An 18,408-nucleotide genomic window follows, 5' to 3' on the forward strand; every position below is an offset into this window, starting at 1 on the left:
GCCTCTCTTCCGGACCCATTGGGAGAGAGGAAGTCTGGATGGATGATAGTCGCAAACCGGTGGTTTTGATCCTTGGTGCGGGCGCTGGGATTGGCGGCAACACAGCAAAACGCTTTGCCAAAGGCGGCTATCATGCAGTGCTGGCAAGGCGTTCTGACGAAGACGGCCTCAACCATTTAGTATCACAGATTGAAGCGGAAGGCGGCAGCGCCACCGGAGTGCTCATCAATGCGGCCGAAGACGGCACAATCGAAGAGTTGGTAGAGCGGACCGAACGCAACATTGGCCCGATCGAGGTTTGCCTGTTCAATCTTGGCGCGCAGATCGGCAACCGGAAGTTCTTCGACACACCGCACAAGGCGTTCGAACTGGGCTGGCGCATGACCTCTTTCGCGCTTTTCCGTTTGGGGCAAGCGATGCTTCCAGCGATGGTGGAACGCGGGCACGGGGTCTTGCTTGTCACATCGGCAACCTCGGCAATGCGCGGCAATGCCGGACAGCACAGCCACGCAGCGGCTATCGGGGGTCGGCGTATGCTGTGCCAGACGCTCAACGCCGAATTTGCGCCCCAAGGCATCCACATCAGCCATATTATGGTCGACGGACCGGTTGATGCGCCTGACACGCTCGGGCGGCTGCTGGGCGACAAGTTCGAGGCCTACAAGGCGTCCAAGGGCGAGGACGGGGTGGTGGACCCCGCAGCCCTCGCCGAGACTTATTGGCACCTTGCCCATCAGCATCGCAGCTGTTGGAGCTTCGAGGTTGATGTGCGTCCGTGGACCGACGCTCCTTGGTGGAATGACAATCCCCCGCCTGCGATAAATACCAGTTCCCGCAAGCCGGAATAGCGCATCATCCAGTACCGAAACCCTGGTAAAACTACGCAAACCATAGCCTTAGCGGGGAATTGCGTTAACCAGGAATTGACCAACTTTTACTAGGTGCAAACAGACTAATAGCCCGGTTCGGGTCCTTCGCGCCCGTGCGCAGGGTCATTTTTGGGTGATCTCAATGGAGATGCTGTAATGCGCTTTGACCTTTTGCTCGCCACGTCCAACCCGGGACTATACGCAGCTTTGGCGCTCATGATTGGCGGATTTGTACTTGCTGTTGGAGGGCTCACTGTTCTGCTTTGGCGCCGCAAAAAGCTCTCAAAGCCCGCACCAAGCCCAACTGTGGTCGATCAAGAGGCACTCGATAACCCGACTGCAGAAGTCGTTGATGCTCCCGCTTCAACTCCAGCTCCCGCAGTCCCCGAGGGCAGACGGCGCAGATCCTTGGTCGGCGGCGCAGAACGCGACAACGGCACCCCGGCAGGCGTTTCAGTGAGCGCGGACGATGCAGCGGACGAAGAGCCGGATGGTCAGGAACCTCTCGACGATTACGATCAGGTGGAAGACGCTGCTGAGGGCGAACAAGGCGATAGTGACGGAGCGTCTGAGGCAGAGTTCTCCGAGATCGAGCCGCAAGAAGACCTTGGCGAAGCATACGATGCCGAATCTGAACACGAGTTCGAGCCAGAGTTCGAGCCAGAGTTCGAGCCAGAGTTCGAGGAAGCCGCACTGCCCGAAACTGCGGAGGCCTCGGTTGCTGCGGCGGCAATAGAAGACTCAAAAGTCCCTCAATTCCCGGTTGAGGAGCACACCGAACCTTCCGAACCAGACACATCTTTGCCTGCCGAAATCGCTCTTGCGAGGGCAAACCCGATTGTATTTCGGCAATTTATGCCGCATTCACCTGCCGAAGATGGGCTCTCGTTCTATGGTGGCCAGCCAATAGGCCCTGCAGATTTTGAATGGCCTCGCCAAGGAGGAGTTCCACTCACTTTTATGATGCAGTGGGACTGCACGCAGCTATCCATCCAGGATGCTTCCGGCCTTCTTCCAGATGATGGAGTGCTCTATTGCTTCATCAATCTAAACTGGGGGGCCGAGGGCGGCTCTGAGCACGCTCATGCATTTGTCCACCATTCCGGCCCGACCGATGACTGGTCGCCGGTCACGCCCCCGTCTGATGCACCGCCAGTTTTCGGGTCACAAGGTCCATGGGGGGTCACCGGATGCACTCCGGAGGTCGAGAACGCAAAAGACTATGTCCCGCGCCTGATGCCGCGCTTTCCGTTTGAGCCGATTGCCTTTGAGTATCCGATGGCCGGACCAGATCAAGACGCGGACGCTGACCGTTTCTGGTCCGACGCGGAACAAACCGCAGAAGCGCTTCTGGCTGTTCAACAAAGCGGCAAAGACGCATTGGGCGATATTTCCGATATCGAAACGCCTCACCAACCATTTGCCCGACCATTCGACGCCTTCCCTCACGATTTTGGAGCTATTCGCGTTCTTGCAGCGACGATGCTGAAAGCATTGCAGCGGCCACCGAAGTACAAGCTGGACAGGGTCTTCCCTGACCATTCCAAAGAGGAGTTGGACGCCCTTTTCGAGACATGGAAAGGCGAAGCGAGGGAGCTCTATCTTCTCGGGACACAGCGGCCATTGGGTCACCCGGTCGAGCAGCAGATCGCAGATGACATCTGGCAATGGGTCGAAGGTCGCAAGGACATGATCGACCTCATGTTCAACGGCAAAACCGTTCCTCAATCCATCGAGCTAAGCCTTGGTGTCGGGAGTGAAGCGCTTGGCGCAATCCCCGCTGATCTTATCGAAAAAGCGATGAGCAATCACGTTGTTGCACGCGAATATATGTCCAATGAGGATTTCGATCCTGACAAGCATGGCAGCCGCGAGGACTATCTCAAGCTTTCAGAAGAGGGCAAACTTGACCGCGTTCGCAAGGTTTCTGCAGGAACCCCTGCCCGCATATTCGGCCCGCCAAGCTTTGTGCAAGGCTATGTGGACGAGTTGATCGACGACCATGTCCTGTTGCTAGAGCTGCACGGCGGGGCAGAACCGGGGCACAATTTCGGTGAGGGTGTGTTGCAGTATCTGATTACGCCACAAGACCTTGCCGCTGGTCGTTTCGATCAGGTGAAGTCCGTAATCAGCGCCTATTGACCCAAGGCTTGGCGCAATCAGGCGGTCACAAGCTTGCCGACGAGTTCGCGCAATTCAGCGTCAAGCTCGTCATTGGTAAGACGTCCGGCATCGCTGTCGAAATTCTCACCGAAGCTTGGAACAGACAGACTGCCAACCACATTTGCGCCAAAGCGCGGAGCAGAATTGACAGCAAACTCCAGCACGCTTTGGGCGCCGCGTTTTCCAGGTGATGTCGCCAGCAAAAGCATGGGCTTGTCCTGCCAAACTTCGCCATCTACCCGGCTGCACCAGTCAAACAGGTTCTTGAACGCAGCACTATAAGTGCTGTTGTGTTCTGCGAAGGAGATAATCAGCGCATCGGCCTCCCCGATCCGAGCGAGGAAATCGTGGGCTAGCTCGGGGATGCCGTTCTCTTCTTCGCGGTCGTGGCGATAGATCGGCATTTCGTAGTCATGGATATCGAGAGTTTCGACCTCAGCGGCTTCGGCTAGGCTGGCTGCATATTGCGCCAATTGCTGGTTGATGGACACGCTCGAATTACTGGCGGCAAAAGCCAAGATACGCATTGAAACTAACCTTTCCATTCGCGGCGTTCTTCCGCAATTCGCAGCACGTCATAGGCGACCTGTAACTTTTGAAATTCTTGCGCCGCTTCCTCGTCACCCGGCTTCACATCGGGATGGACCAGCTTTGCTTTGGCACGGTAGGCCTTTTTGATTGCGGCAAAATCGGCATCGACTTCAAGCTCAAGCAGTTCGAGCGCGCGCATCTCATCCGCGCTTCGTGATCCATCGCCGGACCCCGTCCAGCCATAATGCGAAGCCTCGGCATAACCCTCCGACTCTTGCCGCTCCGCCTTGGCCCGCGCGGCCTTTTCGGCTTTGTCGAGGCCTTCGAAATAATCCCATTTGGAATTGTATTCGGCCGCATGCTTTTGACAAAAATACCAACGGTCAGGACTGTTAGGAGCCTTGGGAGCAGGACAATCGCCCGGTTCATCACAACCGTGCCGATCGCAAATGCGCACATTCGTCGCCTCGCGCGATGCGGAATAACCACGCCAGCGGGGGAACCCCCAGTCGTTTGAGCGCGTCGCCTTAGGCATGAGGCTTCCCGCAAGGGTCAACCAAGTCGTTCGTCGGATCAGTCACGCGGGCTATCTAGGGGTTCTGGCGGATAAAGGGAAGATATGTGAGTCGCCTTGGGAACAAGTTGCGAAACGAAATGTTGCATTGCAATAACTCGTTCACCTATGCTCGTTAGAGAGCTTCGCTCGATCAAAGGGATATCAGGCCAGTTTCATGAGCCAGCAATTGCAAATCTCCAGCCTGTTTAGCGTATTTGCGCTCGTCTGCCTGTGCCTGTTCGCGCGCGTGAGCAGCGAACGCGAATTGCACATTGGCAGCGGCGAAGGCTCGATTTTGCAAGTCCTCTCCCAAATCGAAGACGTGCGCTAAGCCGCAAAACAAACGCGCCCGCCCCCACAAGAGAGCGAGCGCGCCAAATTTTCAACACCAATGACTAGTTGATGATGACGCTCGCCGCGCGGCGGTTTTGCGCCCAAGCGGCCGCATTCGATGCGAGCGCTACCGGGCGTTCTTTGCCATAGCTGACAGTGCGAATGCGGTTTGCGTCGACACCAAGGCTGACAAGATAGTTCTTCGCCGAATTGGCGCGCCGTTCACCCAAAGCCACGTTGTATTCGCGTGTCCCACGCTCGTCGGTGTGTCCTTCGATGGTGAAGGTTACTTGCGGGAATTGCGCGAAATACTGTGCCTGCGCCTGCAAAGCGGCGGCATCGGTGCTGTCAATGTTAAAGCGGTCGGTGTCGAAGAAGATCGTCGTTGACGATCCCACTGCCTGTTCGAAATGTCCTTGAGTGCCAACGGTTGGGCCAACAGGTCCGGTCGGCCCCGTTTGCGTTGGAGCTGGAGTTGGAACTGTTACAGGTGCCGGAGGCAACTCTTCAGGCGCCTTCTTTGCACAGGCCCCAAGAGCGAGCGCAGAGGTCATCAATACAATAGTGGCGGTTTTGCTTGCAGAGAAGGTCATAGGTTTACTCTCCGGTTATTGGCCTGCGCAATGATGAGCGGGCAAGGGTAAGTGATCACAAGGATACAGGGTCAACGGTATAAGCAAAGCGTATATTTATGTGAGGTTTATGGACGAATAGGCCCCCACGCAGGGTCGGATGCATCAACAGGGGTCGGCAAGCGCCGTTCATTGCGGCCCGTCAGATCAACCTGCCACAGCGAAGAACGCCCTGAATTGCGCGTAGTCCGGAAGAATTGGATGATGCGACCATTGGGAGCCCAGGTCGGTGCCTCGTCCTGCCATCCGTTGGTCAGGACGCGCAGTGAACCACCAGAAGGTGTCATTACAGCCACATTGAAATCACCGGCAATCCGCGTGAAGGCAATCTGGTCCCCGCGCGGGCTCCACTCCGGTGTTGCGCACCGGCCGCCGAAGAAGCTGATGCGGCGCTGGTTGGAACCGTCGGCGTTCATAACATAGCATTGCTGTGTGCCGGAACGGTCGCTTTCAAACACGATCTGGCGGCCATCGGGTGAATAGGACCCGCCAATGTCGATCCCAGGCGTATCGGTCAGGCGCGTCGCCCGCCCTCCGTTGACGGACACGCGGTAAATGTCGGTGTTGCCTGCAACAGCCATGGAATACAGGATGCTCTCCCCATCAGGCGCCCATCGCGGCGCGAGTGTAGGGTTGCGGTTTTCTGTCACCAGTGTCTGCTTGCCGCTATCAATATCATAGACATAGATGCGCGGGTTCCCATCTACGTAGGACAGATACATGATCTTGGAATAATCAGGCGAATATCGTGGGGTTAGCGCGGTTGCGCTGCCCAATGTCAGGAACCGGTGGTTTGCCCCGTCTGAATCCATAACAGCCAGACGCTTTACCCGGTTATCCTTGGGACCCGTTTCAGCGATGTAAGCGATTCGGCTGTCGAAGAACGGGCTTTCCCCGGTCAGGCGCGCATAGATGAGGTCGGAGCATTTGTGCGCAGCGCGGCGCCAATCGGAAGGGACAACGACGTATCCTTCGCGGATCAACTCTTCCTGAAGCGCCACGTCGAACAGATAACAGCCGACCACGAGCTTTCCGTCATCGCGAGCCTGTACATAGCCCTGGACCAGCATTTCGCTATCGCGGCGCGTCCAAACGCCCCAACTGGGCGCGCGGATTTGCCCGAATTCAGGGCGCGGAAGAGCATCCGGACCCGTTGGCCGAAACAGGCCATTATTGCGCAAGTTTGCGGTGATAACACGGGCCAATTCCACACCCAGAGCGCGGGTCCCGTTCGCATTGGCAGGAGTCGCCACATCGCGGTCAGGCGCAAAAGCGGCAATCGCAATCTCCAAGTCATCCCCGTCAAGCGAACCGACAACGGTTTCCGTGCCGATGGGCTCTTGATCGTCACTTTGCGCATCGGCGACATCGCTTGCCGGGAACGGTGTCCCCTCGTCCTGTGCATGCAAAGCCGGTGCAGCGCCAAGCGCTACGAGTGCGGAAATGGTAAGAAGAATTCTCATGTTCTGCCGTTTCAACCTATTTCTTCACAAATCTGAATTGGTAATTGCGCCACAAATCGTAATGCTCGGGCGGAAGCCCGCGGAAAGTTCCGACCAGTTTTAGCGCACGCTCGGCACATTCCCCAAATCGCCCGGCTTGCGCAGAATTGCTGGGGTTGGTGCCACTCACGCGGGGCTCACCGATATTTGTGATCTTGCCGCTGCGATCCATGCTGAAGGAGACTGTGGCGCTAAGCTTGTCGATGTCCAGCCCTGTTACACGGCAGCGGTTCCATTGCGGGGAAACCTGCTGGCCGATGCTGACCTTGATGTCTGCCTTGACCGCCTCTGCGCTGCCTGTTCCTTCACCTTCGCCAAAAGCGTCGGAAAAGCCTGTATCACCGTTGCTGTCGCGTTGGCCCGTTTGTTGCCCGCGAGAAGTTTGAGAGGGATTTCTCTCGGCCCGCTGGGTTGGCTGCGGACGCGGCGCGGGATCTGCGCGGGTTGGCGCTTCATCAGGCAAAGGCTCTTCGGCCACTTCGGGCGTTTCTGGTGTGGGTTCCTCAAACGTATCAAGCGCATCGGGAATACCAAGCGAGGTTGAGCTGCCCGCTTCGTCGAAGCCATCTTCGATCGTGACCGCAATCGCGCCGTCTCCGCCGAAGGTTACCGGTTTGGATTGTTGAAATTGCATGACAAGGACCGCCGCGAGAGCAGCATGCAGGATGATAGCGACACCAAGGCCGGCTCCATCCTCTTTGTGATAGGTCCTTTGGGTCATTGCTCCTGTTCGCTATGGCGCTGCGTCTGAACCGTCGGTGACCAACGATATGGATTTGAACCCTGCACGGTTCAGCTCGCCCATCACAGCCATCACTCTGCCGTAATCTAGAGCCGTATCACCGCGAAGAACGATCACGGGCTGCTCGCCATCATCGCGGCGGATCGATGCCAGAGCATCGGCAAAACCGCCTGCCACCACAGGCTCATCCTCGACATAGATACGCCCTGCATTGTCGACCGAGATGTTCACCTGATCGGGCAATTCCTCAACCGGATTGGCGCGGCTTTCGGGAAGCTCGATCGGAACGCCGACCGCTGGCAGAGTCACGGTCACCATAAAGATGATGAGCAGCACCAGCATCACATCGACCAGAGGCGTGACATTGATCTCGGCCATAGCGTCGCGCCGGGTGCGTTTGCCCCGCCTGCGACCGGAAGAGGCAACGCCCATCCCCATTACGCTTTATCCAGTTCGCGGCTCAGCCCTGCGTGAACCTTGTCGGCAAAGCGTTGGAGCTTTGCCTCATACTGGTTCACCGAATTTGAAAAGCGATTGTAGAAAATGACCGCCGGGATCGCTGCAAAAAGGCCGATTGCGGTCGCAAAAAGCGCCTCGGCAATGCCAGGCGCAACGACTGCAAGTGATGCGGATTGCGTTTCACCGATTTGGAAGAAGCTGTTCATGATCCCCCACACGGTTCCAAACAGGCCAACGAAGGGCGCGACCGAACCCGTGGTTGCAAGGAAGGTGAGCTTGCCTGCAAGTTCATCTGCCTCCTCGGCAACCTGGCTTTCCATGGCTTGGCCGATGCGTTCGCGCGCCGCACCCCGGTCAGGGGAGCCATTCTTGGTCGAGCGCTTCCATTCATCCAGCCCGGCCCCTGCCACACGGGCGGAAGGGATAGAGGCGCGCTTGCTTTTGGACAAAGCGCCCTCGCGGTCATTGGTCGACCAGAAATCGCCTTCATATTCGCGCGATGCGCTGTTCAGTTTGCCGAGCCTCAGGAAGAAGGCGACAATAATTGCCCAGCTCCAGATGCTGGCGAGGATCAGGCCGATCATCACGGCCTGCACTACGATGTCGGCGTCAAGAAACAGCTCCACCGGATCGAGCCGGGTCGCACCCGCCACATTGCCTGCGGTCTCGGCTGCAACAGCGCTTAGTTGGTTCAAATCCACGCTATGAATTGTCCTTCTGGTCCATGAAATTCTGAAATGCCGCGCGCCATCCGGCTGGCTGTCGTTTGGGGCGGCCATCGAGAGAGATAAAGCCGACGCGAAGGTTTGCCTCGCAAAGCGCCTCGCCATTGCGCCGCGCGATCTGGTGCATCCGGCACGACGCTGCGCCAAGCTCAGTGCAGGTGGTTTCGATCACAACATCGTCATCAAGCCGTGCAGGACGCAGATATTTGAGATTCACCTCGGATAGAGCCCATGCGCCTTCCCCCGCTTCAATCGCGGCGCGCTGATCAATGTCCAGCATCCGCAGCAAGTCCGAACGCGCCCGCTCAAACCAGCGCAAGTAGTTGGCGTGATAGGTTATTCCGGACAAATCTGTGTCCTCGTAATAGACGCGCACCGCATAAAGGTGTCGCGGTCCATCGAGGATACCTCCCGGAAGAGTTGGTTTAACCATAAGACGAGTGAGTTAGCGCGTGTGGTTCCAGCATTCCAGCCGCAACTGCATGGACTGACATGAATGTCGACAGAATGAATCGCCCATACGGTAAGGCGAGCGCTCGATCAGGCGATCATGCGCCGATCATCCTCCCCAGGGGCTGCCCGCCAAAGATGTGGACGTGCAGATGCGGGACTTCTTGCCCACTATGTACGCCGATATTGGCAAGCAGGCGATAACCTGGCTCCACCAAGCCTTTAGCCCGGGCAACGGCGCCCACGGCACGCACAAATCCGCCGATTTCCGCATCGGATGCTTTGGTGCTGAAATCGTCCCAGCTCACATATTCGCCTTTGGGGATGACCAGTGTGTGCACTTCGGCCTGAGGGTTGATGTCCTCAAACGCATAGGCCCACTCGTCCTCATAGACTTTATTCGAAGGGATTTCCCCGCGCAGGATTTTGGCGAAAATGTTGTTCGGATCATAGGGAAGCGTTGGGTCGATGGGCATCTTAGTCGCTCCGCGTCATTGAGTTCTTTGAGCTTTTTCGTCGAGCCCTGACAGGCCTTCTCGACGGTCAAGTTCTGCGCACACTTCGTCCAGCCCCACGCCTTTGGCCTTGAGCAGCACGAGGAGGTGGAAGAGGAGGTCTGCGCTTTCGCTGACCAGTTCCTGGCTCGAGCCGGAAACCGCCGCGATCACTGTTTCGGTCGCCTCTTCGCCGACCTTCTGGGCGATCTTGCTCACGCCCTTGGCGTTCAGTTTCGCCACGTAAGAGCTGTCCGGTGAGGCGCCCATGCGCTCCGCAATCGTGGCTTCAAGGCGTTTGAGTGTGTCCATATCCGCCCTCTTTCCTCAAGTGCTGCGCGCAGGCAAGCCTGCTTGTCGCAAAGCGTCGTGCGCCTCTGCGATGGAATGCGTGCCGAAGTGGAAGATGGAGGCAGCAAGAACCGCGCTCGCCCCGCCTTTGGTCACGCCGTCCACAAGGTGTTGCAGATTGCCGACGCCCCCACTGGCGACAACGGGGATGGAGACAGCGTCCGCAATTGTTCGGGTAAGCTCCAAGTCATAACCTGCCTGCGTCCCGTCGCCGTCCATGGAGGTGACAAGCAATTCGCCTGCGCCCAATTCTGCGACCCTCTTGGCGTATTCTACCGCGTCAATCCCGGTGGGTTTGCGCCCGCCGTGAGTGAAGATTTCCCAGCGAGGGCCCGCCTCGGGCTTTTCGCCCATCATGGGAACCTTTGGCGCAACCCGCCGCGCATCAACACTCGCGACCACGCACTGGCTGCCGAATTTCTCGGCGATCTCGCTCACCAGCTCTGGCCGAGCGACCGCCGCCGAATTGATCGCAACCTTATCTGCCCCCGCCAGCAAAAGCGCGCGCGCATCCTCGACGCTGCGCACCCCGCCGCCCACGGTCAGCGGCATAAAGCACACTTCTGCCGTGCGCTTGACGATATCGAGCAGTGTACCGCGTCCCTCGTGGCTGGCAGAGATATCGAGGAAGCACAGCTCATCTGCGCCTGCCGCATCATAGGCGCGCGCTTGTTCAACAGGATCGCCAGCGTCTTTGAGATCGACGAAGTTGACGCCTTTGACAACGCGCCCATCGGCGACGTCGAGGCAAGGGATGACGCGGATACGGACGGTCACGGCGCTGGTGCTCCTGATGTTGCTGACATCACGTCATTTTCTGAACAGCCCTCGCCTGCGCAGGCTGGACCCACAATCACAGGCATAAACGCCATTGGCCAGATTAGGCTGACGAAAAAGGCGCCACCCATTCCGTAAACGACTCCATTTTGGCCAAACCTGGGAGCGAGAAAGCGCTCTACACATAAGGCCAGCACCAGAAAGATAACGGCATTAATCAGCGCCACCTCAAAATAACCGCCGGAAACGGTATAGCCACCCAGGGCGCTAAAAATGAGAAAAAGGAAGCCGATCAAGCGCATGGGTCAGGCCCGCGCGCCCATCTGGATTGCGGCGGCCAGATCAAGCTTGCCCTCATAGAGCGCTCGCCCCGTGATCACGCCTTCAATCCCAAGGTGCGCTTGGATTGAGAGGATGTGGATGTCGGAAATGCCCTTCACCCCGCCGCTGGCAATCACGGGAATGTCGACGCGCTGGGCAAGCTCCACTGTCGCATCAATGTTGACGCCTTTGAGCAAGCCATCGCGGCCAATATCGGTAAAGAGAAGCGAGGCAACGCCTGCATCCTCAAACCGGCGCGCAAGGTCCACCACCGGCACATCGGACACCTCAGCCCAGCCTTCGGTTGCGACCATGCCGTCTTTCGCGTCCACGGCAACGACAATACCGCCTTCCCATTCGCGGGCCATTTCTTTCACGAATTCAGGGTCTTTGAGCGCCGCTGAGCCCATAACAATGCGGGCAACGCCAAGGTTGAACCAACCTTCCACTGCGCTCGCATCGCGGATGCCTCCGCCAAGCTGCACATAGCCGGGGAATTGCTCGATAATGGCTTTGACCGCTTCGACATTGCGCGCCTCGCCCGCGAACGAACCGTCGAGGTCAACCACATGCAGGTGCTCTGCCCCGCTTTCTGCAAAGATCATCGCTTGGGCCGCCGGGTCATCGCCATAGATTGTGGCGCGGTCCATATCGCCCTCGGCAAGCCGCACGACTTCACCGCCTTTTAAGTCGATGGCCGGGAATATGATCATGGTTTCCACTCCAGAAAACGTGCGAGGGTCGCCAGCCCGAAATCTTGGCTTTTCTCAGGATGGTATTGCACCCCGCAAATATTGCCGCGCGTTACCGCCGCGACAAGCCCTTCTCCGTGATCGGTCAGAGCCGTTACATGATAGGGGTCTTCGGCGACAAAATGATAGGAATGGAGGAAATAGGCCTCGCCCGCCTCCACAACCTCATGGTGTTTTGCATGGGGCATCAGCGCGACATCATTCCAGCCCATATGCGGGATTTTGATCGCCGGATCGTGCGGAGTAATGAGCTTGACCTCACCGGGAATCCAGCCGAGCCCTTTGTGGCTGCCATGTTCAAGCCCACGGTCCGCAAGCAGTTGCATGCCGACACAAATTCCAAGGAAAGGCGCGCCGCCGTTCTTGACCCGCTCTTCAAGCGCCTCAACCATGCCAGGCACAGCGCGAAGACCATCCGCGCACGCCTTGAACGCGCCAACACCGGGAAGCACAATGCGATCGGCTTTGCGTACCAAATCGGCATCCGCTGTGACGCGCACATTCGCGCCCACCGCTTTGAGTGCGTTGTGCACCGAATGGAGGTTGCCTGCCCCGTAGTCGATCAGGGCAACCGTGTTACCCACCAAGCTGCCCTTTGGTGCTAGGGATTGCCTCGCCCTTCCTTGGGTCGCGCTCAACCGCAATTCTCATCGCGCGCGCAAAGCCCTTGTAAAGGCTTTCACAAATGTGGTGGTTGTTGGTGCCGTAGAGTAGCTCCAGATGCAGCGTCAGGCCCGCTGATTGCGCAACGCTTTCAAACCAGTGCTGGATCAGCTCAGTGTCCCATTCGCCCAGTTTCTCCTGAGAAAACTTGGCGTTCCACACGCAATAGGGCCGGCCGGAAATGTCGAGCGCCACGCGGCTCAATGTCTCGTCCATCGGCGAATAGGCACTGCCATAACGGCCAATACCTGCCTTATCGCCAAGCGCCTGCGTCAAAGCTTGCCCCAAAGCAATCGCCGAATCTTCGGTCGTGTGATGCTGATCGACATGCAAATCGCCTTCGACCTTCATCGTCACATCAATGAGAGAATGCTTGGAAAACTGCTCAACCATATGATCCAGAAAGCCAATCCCGGTGGAAACATCATATTTCCCGGTCCCGTCCAGATCGACATTGATCAGAATCGACGTCTCAGCGGTTTTCCGCTCGACTTTGCCTGTGCGCGGTGCATTGCTCATAGTGAGAGCCTATAAACCCGCTGCACTCGCATGCAAGCGCTCACACCCGGAGAATTGGTCGCGCATTTGCTTGGCTTATGAAATGTGACGGCCATTCTTGCACGAAGTGCTTGACCAAGGGCGCGCCTCTCGTCACGAATAAATCCTGTAATGACTGATGAAACACCCGACAGCCTCATCCCCTATGATGAGATCGTACAAGAAGCGCTTCGCGCCGTTGTTGGGCGTGTGCTCGGCGAAATTGTCGCCAGCGGGAGCGAGCTTCCGGGCAATCACCACTTCTACATCACTTTCAAGACAGGAGCGGCAGGCGTATCGATCCCCGACCACCTGCGCGAACGCTTCCCCGATGAAATGACCATCGTGCTCCAGAATAAATTCTGGGAGCTTGAAGTGCGCGATGATGGATTTGGTGTTGGTCTTTCCTTCAACCAAATCCCGGCAAAGCTCGACATTCCCTTTGCCGCAATCACGGCATTTGTGGACCCGGCGGTCGATTTCGGCCTGCAATTCCAAGCCTCCGGTGACGAGCTTCAACCCGAAGAGCATGACCTTGCCGAAAACGATGGGGAGACCGCCGCTGCAACGGCCAAGGTCAGCCCGCAAGTTGGCGGCGAAGAGGGCTCCGGCGAGGACGGCGGCTCGAATGTTGTGACCGTCGATTTCGGGCGTAAGAAATAGGGTCGGTGAACCCATGAGCAAATCTGCCAAGCCCGCTAAAACACCCAAGAAAAGCAAGCTTCCCCCTGCGCCCACCACAGGGACAGCGGTCAACCTTGCCATTGCCGAGATCGTGCTGCGCGGGCTCGCCGACCGGATGCGCGGGCGCGTTAATGCCGACCTTTTGGCAGTCGACAAACAAAAGCGCGAGACGGGAGTACGCGATGCGGTCGATGGCCGATCATTGCTGACATCGGTGGGTCTTTATGGCGCTTCACGCCTCGCTACGAAGTCGCGCGCAGGGCTTGGCCTTGTTGCTGGCGGGCTTCTGGCAAAATCGCTCTATGAAAGAGGCAAGGCGGTGCGTGAAAGACGCGCGAAACGCGGGCGATAGAGGCTGGCAACCTTTGCGTGGCACTTGATTTAAATCTCAGCCGCGCGCAAGGGCACAGCCGATGAGCGATATCAAGAGCACCGATAAACTCGCCCGCCGTGGGCTACTCTTCATCCTTTCCTCGCCCTCTGGCGCGGGCAAAACCACCTTGTCGCGCGAATTGCTTGCCCAGGATGAAGACATCCAGTTGTCGGTTTCCGCCACCACCCGTCCTCCACGTCCCGGAGAGGTCGATGGCAAGGACTACTACTTCGTCTCCGATGCAGAATTTGATCGCATGATCGAAGAAGACGACTTTTACGAATGGGCGCCCGTATTCGATCACCGGTATGGCACGCCAAAGGGTGCGATCCGTGAGGGCCTGAAACGCGGACAGGATTATCTGTTCGACATTGACTGGCAGGGCACGCAGCAATTGAAGCAGAAGGACGACCAAGACGTCGTCACAGTCTTTGTTCTTCCCCCCAGCCTCACCGAGTTGCGCCGCCGTCTTGAAAGCCGCGGACAGGACACCGCCGAAGTGATCGATGGCCGAATGCAGCGCGCGCGCGATGAAATCAGCCACTGGGCAGAGTATGACTATGTCGTCGTTAATGACGATATGGGGGACTGCTTTGCCCAGGTGCGCAAGATACTCGACGCAGAACGCATGCGCCGCACGCGCCAAACGGGGCTTATCCCGTTTGTGCGCGAATTGATGGGGTGAACCCTTTTATGGCTCACGCCACCATAGTGCTTGAAGCGCTGGAGCTCCCGCTTGATCTTGGCACCTATGCCCCCGGCGACGTAGTGCCAGAGGCGCATTTACTGGATGCGACGCTTACAATCGACCCGGCTCTTGTGCTGGTTGATAAAGACGCGATGGAGCGGATTTACGACTACGACCCGCTGATCGCTGCAATTGAGGCGCTGGCACGCGATGGCCATTACGAGACGCAGGAATATCTGCTCTCGCGCATTGCGAAGGCGTGCGCACTCGAGCCTGCGATCCAGGCCATTTGGCTTAAGCTTTACAAACGCCCGGTGCGCATTGGACCCGAAGGCCGCAAGACCGGTACTCTTGGCGTGACGCTTTCGCTTGACCGCGCGGAGTTGGACAGCCTCAACTAGAGCGTCCGCCCCTATCTCCACACCAAAAAGCCCCGCTGGTTAGGCGGGGCTTTTGTGTTTTAATGCGGTGGCGGAATTACTCGCCCGATGGGTCGACAAAATTGCCAGCCCCCACATTGGCGTTCACCACGCCGCCGTCGATGGCAAGGGTCGTGCCCACCACATAATCGCCTGCGCGGCTGAGCAGGTAAATCGCGCCGCCTGCCATATCCATCGTATCGCCCACGCGCTTTGACGGAATGCCGCGTTCGACCATATCTTGGTTGTCGCGCGCTGCCTTGTTCATTTCGCTTGGGAAGGCGCCCGGGCCAATGCCGTTGACAATGATATTATCATTTACAAGCTCGGCTGCCATGCGGCGAGTAAGATGGATAAGGCCGGCTTTCGACGCCTGATAAGGGTAGGTCGGCCAAGGGTTGGTTTTCATACCGTCAATCGAAGCGATCATAAGCACTTTTGCTGGGCGCTCAACCGTACCAGCCGCTTTGAGAAGCCCGTGTAGTTTCTGGGTCAGGAAGAACGGGGTTTTGACGTTCAGATCCATCGTGCGGTGCCAGCCCGCTTCGCTGAACTTGGTGAAGGGTTCACCCCATGCAGCGCCGGCATTGTTCACGAGAATGTCGAGCTTGTCCTCGCGCGAAGCAATCTCGTCGGCGAGCGCTTGAATGCCGTCCATCTGGCTAAGGTCGGCAACAAGTCCGATGACTTTGTCACCAAGCTCGGCGGTGGTCGCGTCGACTTGTTCTTTTTTCCGTGCGCAGATGTAAACGCGCTCCGCACCTGCTGCGAGGAGGCCTTCGACAATCATTTTGCCAATGCCGCGCGAACCGCCTGTGACAAGGGCAACGCGTCCCTCAAGGCTGAAAAGTGAATTGATATCCATGTGTTATTCTCTCTCTTAGTAGCCGCTAAGCTCAGCCACGCGATTGGCATGGAAGTACGCATCGCCGAGGAACTCCTGCAGTGCCCGGTCGCGTTTCATGTAGAGGCCAATGTCGTATTCGTCGGTCATGCCGATCCCGCCGTGCATCTGGACGCCTTCCTTGACCGCAAGGCCAGCGGCTTTGGAAACCTTTGCCTTGGCAACGGATGTCATAAGATCAGCAGATGGGGCGCCTTCGTCGAGCAATTGCTGAGCCTTGATCGTTGCAGCGCGAGCGATTTCAACCTCGGAATAGAGGTGGGCTGCACGGTGCTGTAGCGCCTGGAACTCACCGATCATCTTGCCAAACTGCTTGCGCTGCTTGAGGTAATCGACGGTCATATCCATCGCCCCTTGGGCAACGCCAACGCCTTCGGCAGCAGCGCCCACACGGCCCGCGGCGAGCATGGCGTTCAAGACTTCACGTCCGCCATCGACCTCGCCGATGACAGCATCACCATCAAGCTCTACGCCGTCGAAGGCGATGTGGCTGGCCATGGAACTGTCGACAAGACGAACCGGGTTTTGGCTCATGCCGTTCGCGTCCTTCGGAACGGCGAAGAGGGTGATCCCGTGCTCGTCTTCATCCGAGCCGCTGGTGCGAGCAGCGACAACGATCATGTCCGAGCTTGCGCCTTGGATGACGAAGCTTTTGGAGCCGGTGAGCTTGAAGCCATTGCCAGACTTTTCCGCCTTTGTCGCAATGCGGCTTGGCCGGTGTTTGGCAGTTTCATCGATGGCAACCGCAAAGACGCTGTCCCCTTCAATGAGCCCTGGAAGGTAGCGACCTTTGAGGTCGGATGATGCATGGCCAAGCGCGGTTGCGGCAAGAACAGACGAGGTCAGGAACGGCGAAGGCGTCAGATTGCGACCGATCTCTTCGAGCACGATCCCCGCTTCGACATGGCCCATGCCAAGCCCGCCGTCGTCTTCGGCAACCAGCATTCCGGTAAAGCCCATTTCGGCCATTTGCTTCCACAGCCCGTGGCCAAAACCGTCTTTGCAATCGCGGTCACGCCAATGGCGCAATTGTTTGTTGATGTTGCCTTCTTCGGCCATGAAGCCGGAGGCGCTGTCGGCGAGCATCGCCTGATCTTCGTCAAGGAACAGAGGCATTGTTTGTTCTCCCAAACCGCCGCCCCGCTCGTGAGCAGCGAAGCGCGCGGCAGTACATTTTTTATCGTCGTTCAGCCGCGTATTTTATCCGCCTGGCAGCTCAAGAATACGCTTCGAAATGACGTTGAGCATCACTTCCGAAGTGCCGCCCTCAATCGAGTTTGCCTTGGTGCGAAGCCACTCACGCGAAGGCTTACCGCCGCGCGTTTCTTCGCTTTCCCATTCAAGGCTGCGCGAACCGCCAGCGCTCATCATTAGCTCATGGCGGCGCTTGTTGATCTCGGTGCCGGCGTATTTCATCATGTTGGGCTGTGCCGGGTGGCCCTTGCCCGCTTTCATCTCGTCCATGAACTTTTCCGCCATCGCGGTGAAGGCGAGCGCGTCCACATCAAACAGAGCCATTTCGCTGCGCAGGATCGGATCGAGTTCATCGCCGTTCTTGCCAGCGTGACGCTTCATCGCGGTGCCGATAGCGGTGGTGCGATCACCGCCACCCATGCCAGAAATCATCTCGCGCTCGTGACCAAGAAGGTACTTCGCCACATCCCAACCGCGATTGATTTCCCCGACGTAGCCGGGGCAGTCTTCGCCGTAAGACTTGGGCACTTTCACATTGTCAAAGAAGGTCTCGCAAAACGGGCTGTTGCCGCTGATCAGCAGGATCGGCTTGGTGGTCACACCCTCACCCGCCATGTCGAAGAGCATGAAGGTGATGCCCTTGTATTTGTCGTCTTTGTTGGTGCGTACAAGGCAGAAAATCCAGTCGGCCTTGTCGGCATAAGAAGTCCAGATTTTCTGGCCGTTCACCACCCAGTGATCGCCCTGATCTTCGCCGTATGTCTGCATCGAGACAAGGTCGGAGCCTGAGCCGGGCTCGGAATAGCCCTGACACCAGCGAATTTCGCCGCGTGCGATTTCGTTGAGAAAACGCTTCTTCTGGCCCTCGGTGCCAAATTTGAGAAGCGCCGGGCCGAGCATCCAGATGCCGAAAGAGCTGAGCGGAGGACGCGCGCCAATCGCGGCCATTTCCTGGCGCAGGATTTTGGCTTCAGCGGGCGAGAGTCCAGCGCCGCCATATTCCTTGGGCCATGATGGCACGGTGTAACCCTTGTCGCGGGCAGCCTCGAACCATGCCTTTTGCGCGTCGTTTTTGAAAGTGGCGTTACGACCACCCCAGTAAACGTCGCTATCATCGCGAACAGGCTTGCGCATTTCTTCGGGGCAGTTGGCTTCAAGCCAGCGCTTCGTCTCTTCGCGGAAGTTCTCAAGATCGGACATGTTGGCCGACTCCTCTCTCATTTGATCCCTAGTTGACGCTTACGTTATGGTCATTTGCGCGTCGCCTGCAAGCTTCCAAACGCGCGAAT

At 57.8% G+C, this 18,408-nt stretch carries 25 protein-coding genes; 7 read left to right on the top strand and 18 right to left on the bottom strand.

Features of this window, described 5'->3' with window-relative positions; translation table 11 throughout:
- The first annotated feature begins 38 nt into the window (after window positions 1-38).
- Window positions 39-848, top strand: coding sequence for an SDR family NAD(P)-dependent oxidoreductase (locus AC0V6Q_RS08080; protein WP_486167881.1), 810 nt, complete (start codon window positions 39-41; stop codon window positions 846-848).
- A 177-nt stretch (window positions 849-1,025) separates the two neighbouring features.
- Window positions 1,026-3,011: a DUF1963 domain-containing protein gene (locus AC0V6Q_RS08085; RefSeq protein WP_486167882.1), complete on the top strand. Its 1,986-nt coding sequence runs from the start codon at window positions 1,026-1,028 to the stop codon at window positions 3,009-3,011.
- A 17-nt stretch (window positions 3,012-3,028) separates the two neighbouring features.
- Here AC0V6Q_RS08085 and AC0V6Q_RS08090 read toward each other — a convergent pair whose 3' ends face one another.
- Together AC0V6Q_RS08090 and AC0V6Q_RS08095 are read right to left on the bottom strand one after the other, a co-directional pair.
- Complete coding sequence (locus AC0V6Q_RS08090) at window positions 3,029-3,559, bottom strand: NADPH-dependent FMN reductase (protein WP_486167883.1); 531 nt, start codon at window positions 3,557-3,559, stop codon at window positions 3,029-3,031.
- A 5-nt stretch (window positions 3,560-3,564) separates the two neighbouring features.
- Window positions 3,565-4,098 (bottom strand): J domain-containing protein, encoded by a 534-nt coding sequence (locus AC0V6Q_RS08095; RefSeq protein ID WP_486167884.1) that lies wholly within the window; start codon window positions 4,096-4,098, stop codon window positions 3,565-3,567.
- A gap of 196 nt (window positions 4,099-4,294) precedes the next feature.
- On the opposite strand from AC0V6Q_RS08095, the gene AC0V6Q_RS08100 reads away from it, so the two are divergent.
- Window positions 4,295-4,450 (top strand): hypothetical protein, encoded by a 156-nt coding sequence (locus AC0V6Q_RS08100; RefSeq protein WP_486167885.1) that lies wholly within the window; start codon window positions 4,295-4,297, stop codon window positions 4,448-4,450.
- A 64-nt stretch (window positions 4,451-4,514) separates the two neighbouring features.
- Here AC0V6Q_RS08100 and pal read toward each other — a convergent pair whose 3' ends face one another.
- The 13 genes from pal to hisB all read right to left on the bottom strand — a co-directional run bounded on the left by pal (window position 4,515) and on the right by hisB (window position 12,839).
- Window positions 4,515-5,045: a peptidoglycan-associated lipoprotein Pal gene (gene pal, locus AC0V6Q_RS08105; RefSeq protein WP_486167886.1), complete on the bottom strand. Its 531-nt coding sequence runs from the start codon at window positions 5,043-5,045 to the stop codon at window positions 4,515-4,517.
- 107 nt (window positions 5,046-5,152) lie between these two features.
- Window positions 5,153-6,547 carry a Tol-Pal system beta propeller repeat protein TolB gene (gene tolB, locus AC0V6Q_RS08110; RefSeq protein ID WP_486167887.1) on the bottom strand — a complete coding sequence of 465 codons (1,395 nt, stop codon included), beginning with the start codon at window positions 6,545-6,547 and terminating at the stop codon, window positions 5,153-5,155.
- A gap of 16 nt (window positions 6,548-6,563) precedes the next feature.
- Window positions 6,564-7,307, bottom strand: a complete 744-nt coding sequence (locus AC0V6Q_RS08115) for a hypothetical protein (protein WP_486167888.1) — start codon at window positions 7,305-7,307, stop codon at window positions 6,564-6,566.
- 12 nt (window positions 7,308-7,319) lie between these two features.
- Window positions 7,320-7,766 (bottom strand): ExbD/TolR family protein, encoded by a 447-nt coding sequence (locus tag AC0V6Q_RS08120; protein ID WP_486167889.1) that lies wholly within the window; start codon window positions 7,764-7,766, stop codon window positions 7,320-7,322.
- The gene (tolQ, locus tag AC0V6Q_RS08125; RefSeq protein WP_486169279.1) at window positions 7,766-8,482 is read right to left on the bottom strand and encodes a protein TolQ; all 717 of its coding nucleotides are present in this window, start codon (window positions 8,480-8,482) and stop codon (window positions 7,766-7,768) included. The genes AC0V6Q_RS08120 and tolQ overlap by 1 nt, the downstream gene beginning before the upstream one ends.
- Before the next feature lie 7 nt (window positions 8,483-8,489).
- Entirely contained in the window at window positions 8,490-8,945 is a 456-nt protein-coding gene (locus AC0V6Q_RS08130; RefSeq protein WP_486167890.1) for a YbgC/FadM family acyl-CoA thioesterase, read from the bottom strand.
- Window positions 8,946-9,060: 115 nt separating this feature from the next.
- Complete coding sequence (locus AC0V6Q_RS08135) at window positions 9,061-9,438, bottom strand: histidine triad nucleotide-binding protein (RefSeq protein ID WP_486167891.1); 378 nt, start codon at window positions 9,436-9,438, stop codon at window positions 9,061-9,063.
- A gap of 15 nt (window positions 9,439-9,453) precedes the next feature.
- A complete protein-coding gene (locus AC0V6Q_RS08140) occupies window positions 9,454-9,768 on the bottom strand; it encodes a phosphoribosyl-ATP diphosphatase (protein ID WP_486167892.1) in 315 nt (104 codons plus the stop codon).
- A gap of 15 nt (window positions 9,769-9,783) precedes the next feature.
- A complete protein-coding gene (gene hisF / locus AC0V6Q_RS08145; RefSeq protein WP_486167893.1) occupies window positions 9,784-10,584 on the bottom strand; it encodes an imidazole glycerol phosphate synthase subunit HisF in 801 nt (266 codons plus the stop codon).
- Complete coding sequence (locus AC0V6Q_RS08150) at window positions 10,581-10,886, bottom strand: hypothetical protein (RefSeq protein WP_486167894.1); 306 nt, start codon at window positions 10,884-10,886, stop codon at window positions 10,581-10,583. Before AC0V6Q_RS08150 ends, hisF begins: the two co-directional genes overlap by 4 nt.
- A gap of 3 nt (window positions 10,887-10,889) precedes the next feature.
- Window positions 10,890-11,618 (bottom strand): 1-(5-phosphoribosyl)-5-[(5-phosphoribosylamino)methylideneamino]imidazole-4-carboxamide isomerase, encoded by a 729-nt coding sequence (gene hisA, locus AC0V6Q_RS08155; RefSeq protein ID WP_486167895.1) that lies wholly within the window; start codon window positions 11,616-11,618, stop codon window positions 10,890-10,892.
- The gene (hisH, locus tag AC0V6Q_RS08160; protein WP_486167896.1) at window positions 11,615-12,241 is read right to left on the bottom strand and encodes an imidazole glycerol phosphate synthase subunit HisH; all 627 of its coding nucleotides are present in this window, start codon (window positions 12,239-12,241) and stop codon (window positions 11,615-11,617) included. Before hisH ends, hisA begins: the two co-directional genes overlap by 4 nt.
- Window positions 12,234-12,839: an imidazoleglycerol-phosphate dehydratase HisB gene (gene hisB, locus AC0V6Q_RS08165; protein WP_486167897.1), complete on the bottom strand. Its 606-nt coding sequence runs from the start codon at window positions 12,837-12,839 to the stop codon at window positions 12,234-12,236. Before hisB ends, hisH begins: the two co-directional genes overlap by 8 nt.
- Before the next feature lie 150 nt (window positions 12,840-12,989).
- Here hisB and AC0V6Q_RS08170 point away from each other — a divergent pair, with 150 nt between their 5' ends.
- From AC0V6Q_RS08170 to AC0V6Q_RS08185, 4 genes are all read left to right on the top strand, one after another.
- Window positions 12,990-13,520 carry an SspB family protein gene (locus AC0V6Q_RS08170; RefSeq protein WP_486167898.1) on the top strand — a complete coding sequence of 177 codons (531 nt, stop codon included), beginning with the start codon at window positions 12,990-12,992 and terminating at the stop codon, window positions 13,518-13,520.
- A gap of 13 nt (window positions 13,521-13,533) precedes the next feature.
- A complete protein-coding gene (locus tag AC0V6Q_RS08175; RefSeq protein WP_486167899.1) occupies window positions 13,534-13,893 on the top strand; it encodes a hypothetical protein in 360 nt (119 codons plus the stop codon).
- Window positions 13,894-13,954: 61 nt separating this feature from the next.
- Window positions 13,955-14,599: a guanylate kinase gene (gene gmk, locus AC0V6Q_RS08180; RefSeq protein ID WP_486167900.1), complete on the top strand. Its 645-nt coding sequence runs from the start codon at window positions 13,955-13,957 to the stop codon at window positions 14,597-14,599.
- An 8-nt stretch (window positions 14,600-14,607) separates the two neighbouring features.
- The gene (locus AC0V6Q_RS08185) at window positions 14,608-15,003 is read left to right on the top strand and encodes a dihydroneopterin aldolase (RefSeq protein WP_486167901.1); all 396 of its coding nucleotides are present in this window, start codon (window positions 14,608-14,610) and stop codon (window positions 15,001-15,003) included.
- Between the two features lie 76 nt (window positions 15,004-15,079).
- Here AC0V6Q_RS08185 and AC0V6Q_RS08190 read toward each other — a convergent pair whose 3' ends face one another.
- From AC0V6Q_RS08190 to AC0V6Q_RS08200, 3 genes are all read right to left on the bottom strand, one after another.
- Window positions 15,080-15,886 carry an SDR family oxidoreductase gene (locus AC0V6Q_RS08190; RefSeq protein WP_486167902.1) on the bottom strand — a complete coding sequence of 269 codons (807 nt, stop codon included), beginning with the start codon at window positions 15,884-15,886 and terminating at the stop codon, window positions 15,080-15,082.
- Window positions 15,887-15,901: 15 nt separating this feature from the next.
- A complete protein-coding gene (locus AC0V6Q_RS08195; protein ID WP_486167903.1) occupies window positions 15,902-17,041 on the bottom strand; it encodes an acyl-CoA dehydrogenase family protein in 1,140 nt (379 codons plus the stop codon).
- 84 nt (window positions 17,042-17,125) lie between these two features.
- Window positions 17,126-18,319: an acyl-CoA dehydrogenase family protein gene (locus tag AC0V6Q_RS08200; RefSeq protein WP_486167904.1), complete on the bottom strand. Its 1,194-nt coding sequence runs from the start codon at window positions 18,317-18,319 to the stop codon at window positions 17,126-17,128.
- Window positions 18,320-18,408: the final 89 nt, after the last annotated feature.

This window comes from Erythrobacter sp. S227 (assembly GCF_057364925.1).

Coding starts and splice junctions, on each gene's coding strand:
- pal (WP_486167886.1), bottom strand. CDS start 5,045: ATGACCTTCTCTGCAAGCAAAACCGCCACTATTGTATTGATGACCTCT.
- AC0V6Q_RS08185 (WP_486167901.1), top strand. CDS start 14,608: ATGGCTCACGCCACCATAGTGCTTGAAGCGCTGGAGCTCCCGCTTGAT.
- AC0V6Q_RS08200 (WP_486167904.1), bottom strand. CDS start 18,319: ATGTCCGATCTTGAGAACTTCCGCGAAGAGACGAAGCGCTGGCTTGAA.
- AC0V6Q_RS08135 (WP_486167891.1), bottom strand. CDS start 9,438: ATGCCCATCGACCCAACGCTTCCCTATGATCCGAACAACATTTTCGCC.
- AC0V6Q_RS08195 (WP_486167903.1), bottom strand. CDS start 17,041: ATGCCTCTGTTCCTTGACGAAGATCAGGCGATGCTCGCCGACAGCGCC.
- AC0V6Q_RS08120 (WP_486167889.1), bottom strand. CDS start 7,766: ATGGGGATGGGCGTTGCCTCTTCCGGTCGCAGGCGGGGCAAACGCACC.
- AC0V6Q_RS08095 (WP_486167884.1), bottom strand. CDS start 4,098: ATGCCTAAGGCGACGCGCTCAAACGACTGGGGGTTCCCCCGCTGGCGT.
- AC0V6Q_RS08115 (WP_486167888.1), bottom strand. CDS start 7,307: ATGACCCAAAGGACCTATCACAAAGAGGATGGAGCCGGCCTTGGTGTC.
- AC0V6Q_RS08170 (WP_486167898.1), top strand. CDS start 12,990: ATGACTGATGAAACACCCGACAGCCTCATCCCCTATGATGAGATCGTA.
- hisA (WP_486167895.1), bottom strand. CDS start 11,618: ATGATCATATTCCCGGCCATCGACTTAAAAGGCGGTGAAGTCGTGCGG.
- AC0V6Q_RS08090 (WP_486167883.1), bottom strand. CDS start 3,559: ATGCGTATCTTGGCTTTTGCCGCCAGTAATTCGAGCGTGTCCATCAAC.
- AC0V6Q_RS08100 (WP_486167885.1), top strand. CDS start 4,295: ATGAGCCAGCAATTGCAAATCTCCAGCCTGTTTAGCGTATTTGCGCTC.
- AC0V6Q_RS08190 (WP_486167902.1), bottom strand. CDS start 15,886: ATGGATATCAATTCACTTTTCAGCCTTGAGGGACGCGTTGCCCTTGTC.
- gmk (WP_486167900.1), top strand. CDS start 13,955: ATGAGCGATATCAAGAGCACCGATAAACTCGCCCGCCGTGGGCTACTC.
- tolB (WP_486167887.1), bottom strand. CDS start 6,547: ATGAGAATTCTTCTTACCATTTCCGCACTCGTAGCGCTTGGCGCTGCA.
- AC0V6Q_RS08175 (WP_486167899.1), top strand. CDS start 13,534: ATGAGCAAATCTGCCAAGCCCGCTAAAACACCCAAGAAAAGCAAGCTT.
- AC0V6Q_RS08080 (WP_486167881.1), top strand. CDS start 39: ATGGATGATAGTCGCAAACCGGTGGTTTTGATCCTTGGTGCGGGCGCT.
- AC0V6Q_RS08150 (WP_486167894.1), bottom strand. CDS start 10,886: ATGCGCTTGATCGGCTTCCTTTTTCTCATTTTTAGCGCCCTGGGTGGC.
- AC0V6Q_RS08140 (WP_486167892.1), bottom strand. CDS start 9,768: ATGGACACACTCAAACGCCTTGAAGCCACGATTGCGGAGCGCATGGGC.
- AC0V6Q_RS08085 (WP_486167882.1), top strand. CDS start 1,026: ATGCGCTTTGACCTTTTGCTCGCCACGTCCAACCCGGGACTATACGCA.
- hisB (WP_486167897.1), bottom strand. CDS start 12,839: ATGAGCAATGCACCGCGCACAGGCAAAGTCGAGCGGAAAACCGCTGAG.
- AC0V6Q_RS08130 (WP_486167890.1), bottom strand. CDS start 8,945: ATGGTTAAACCAACTCTTCCGGGAGGTATCCTCGATGGACCGCGACAC.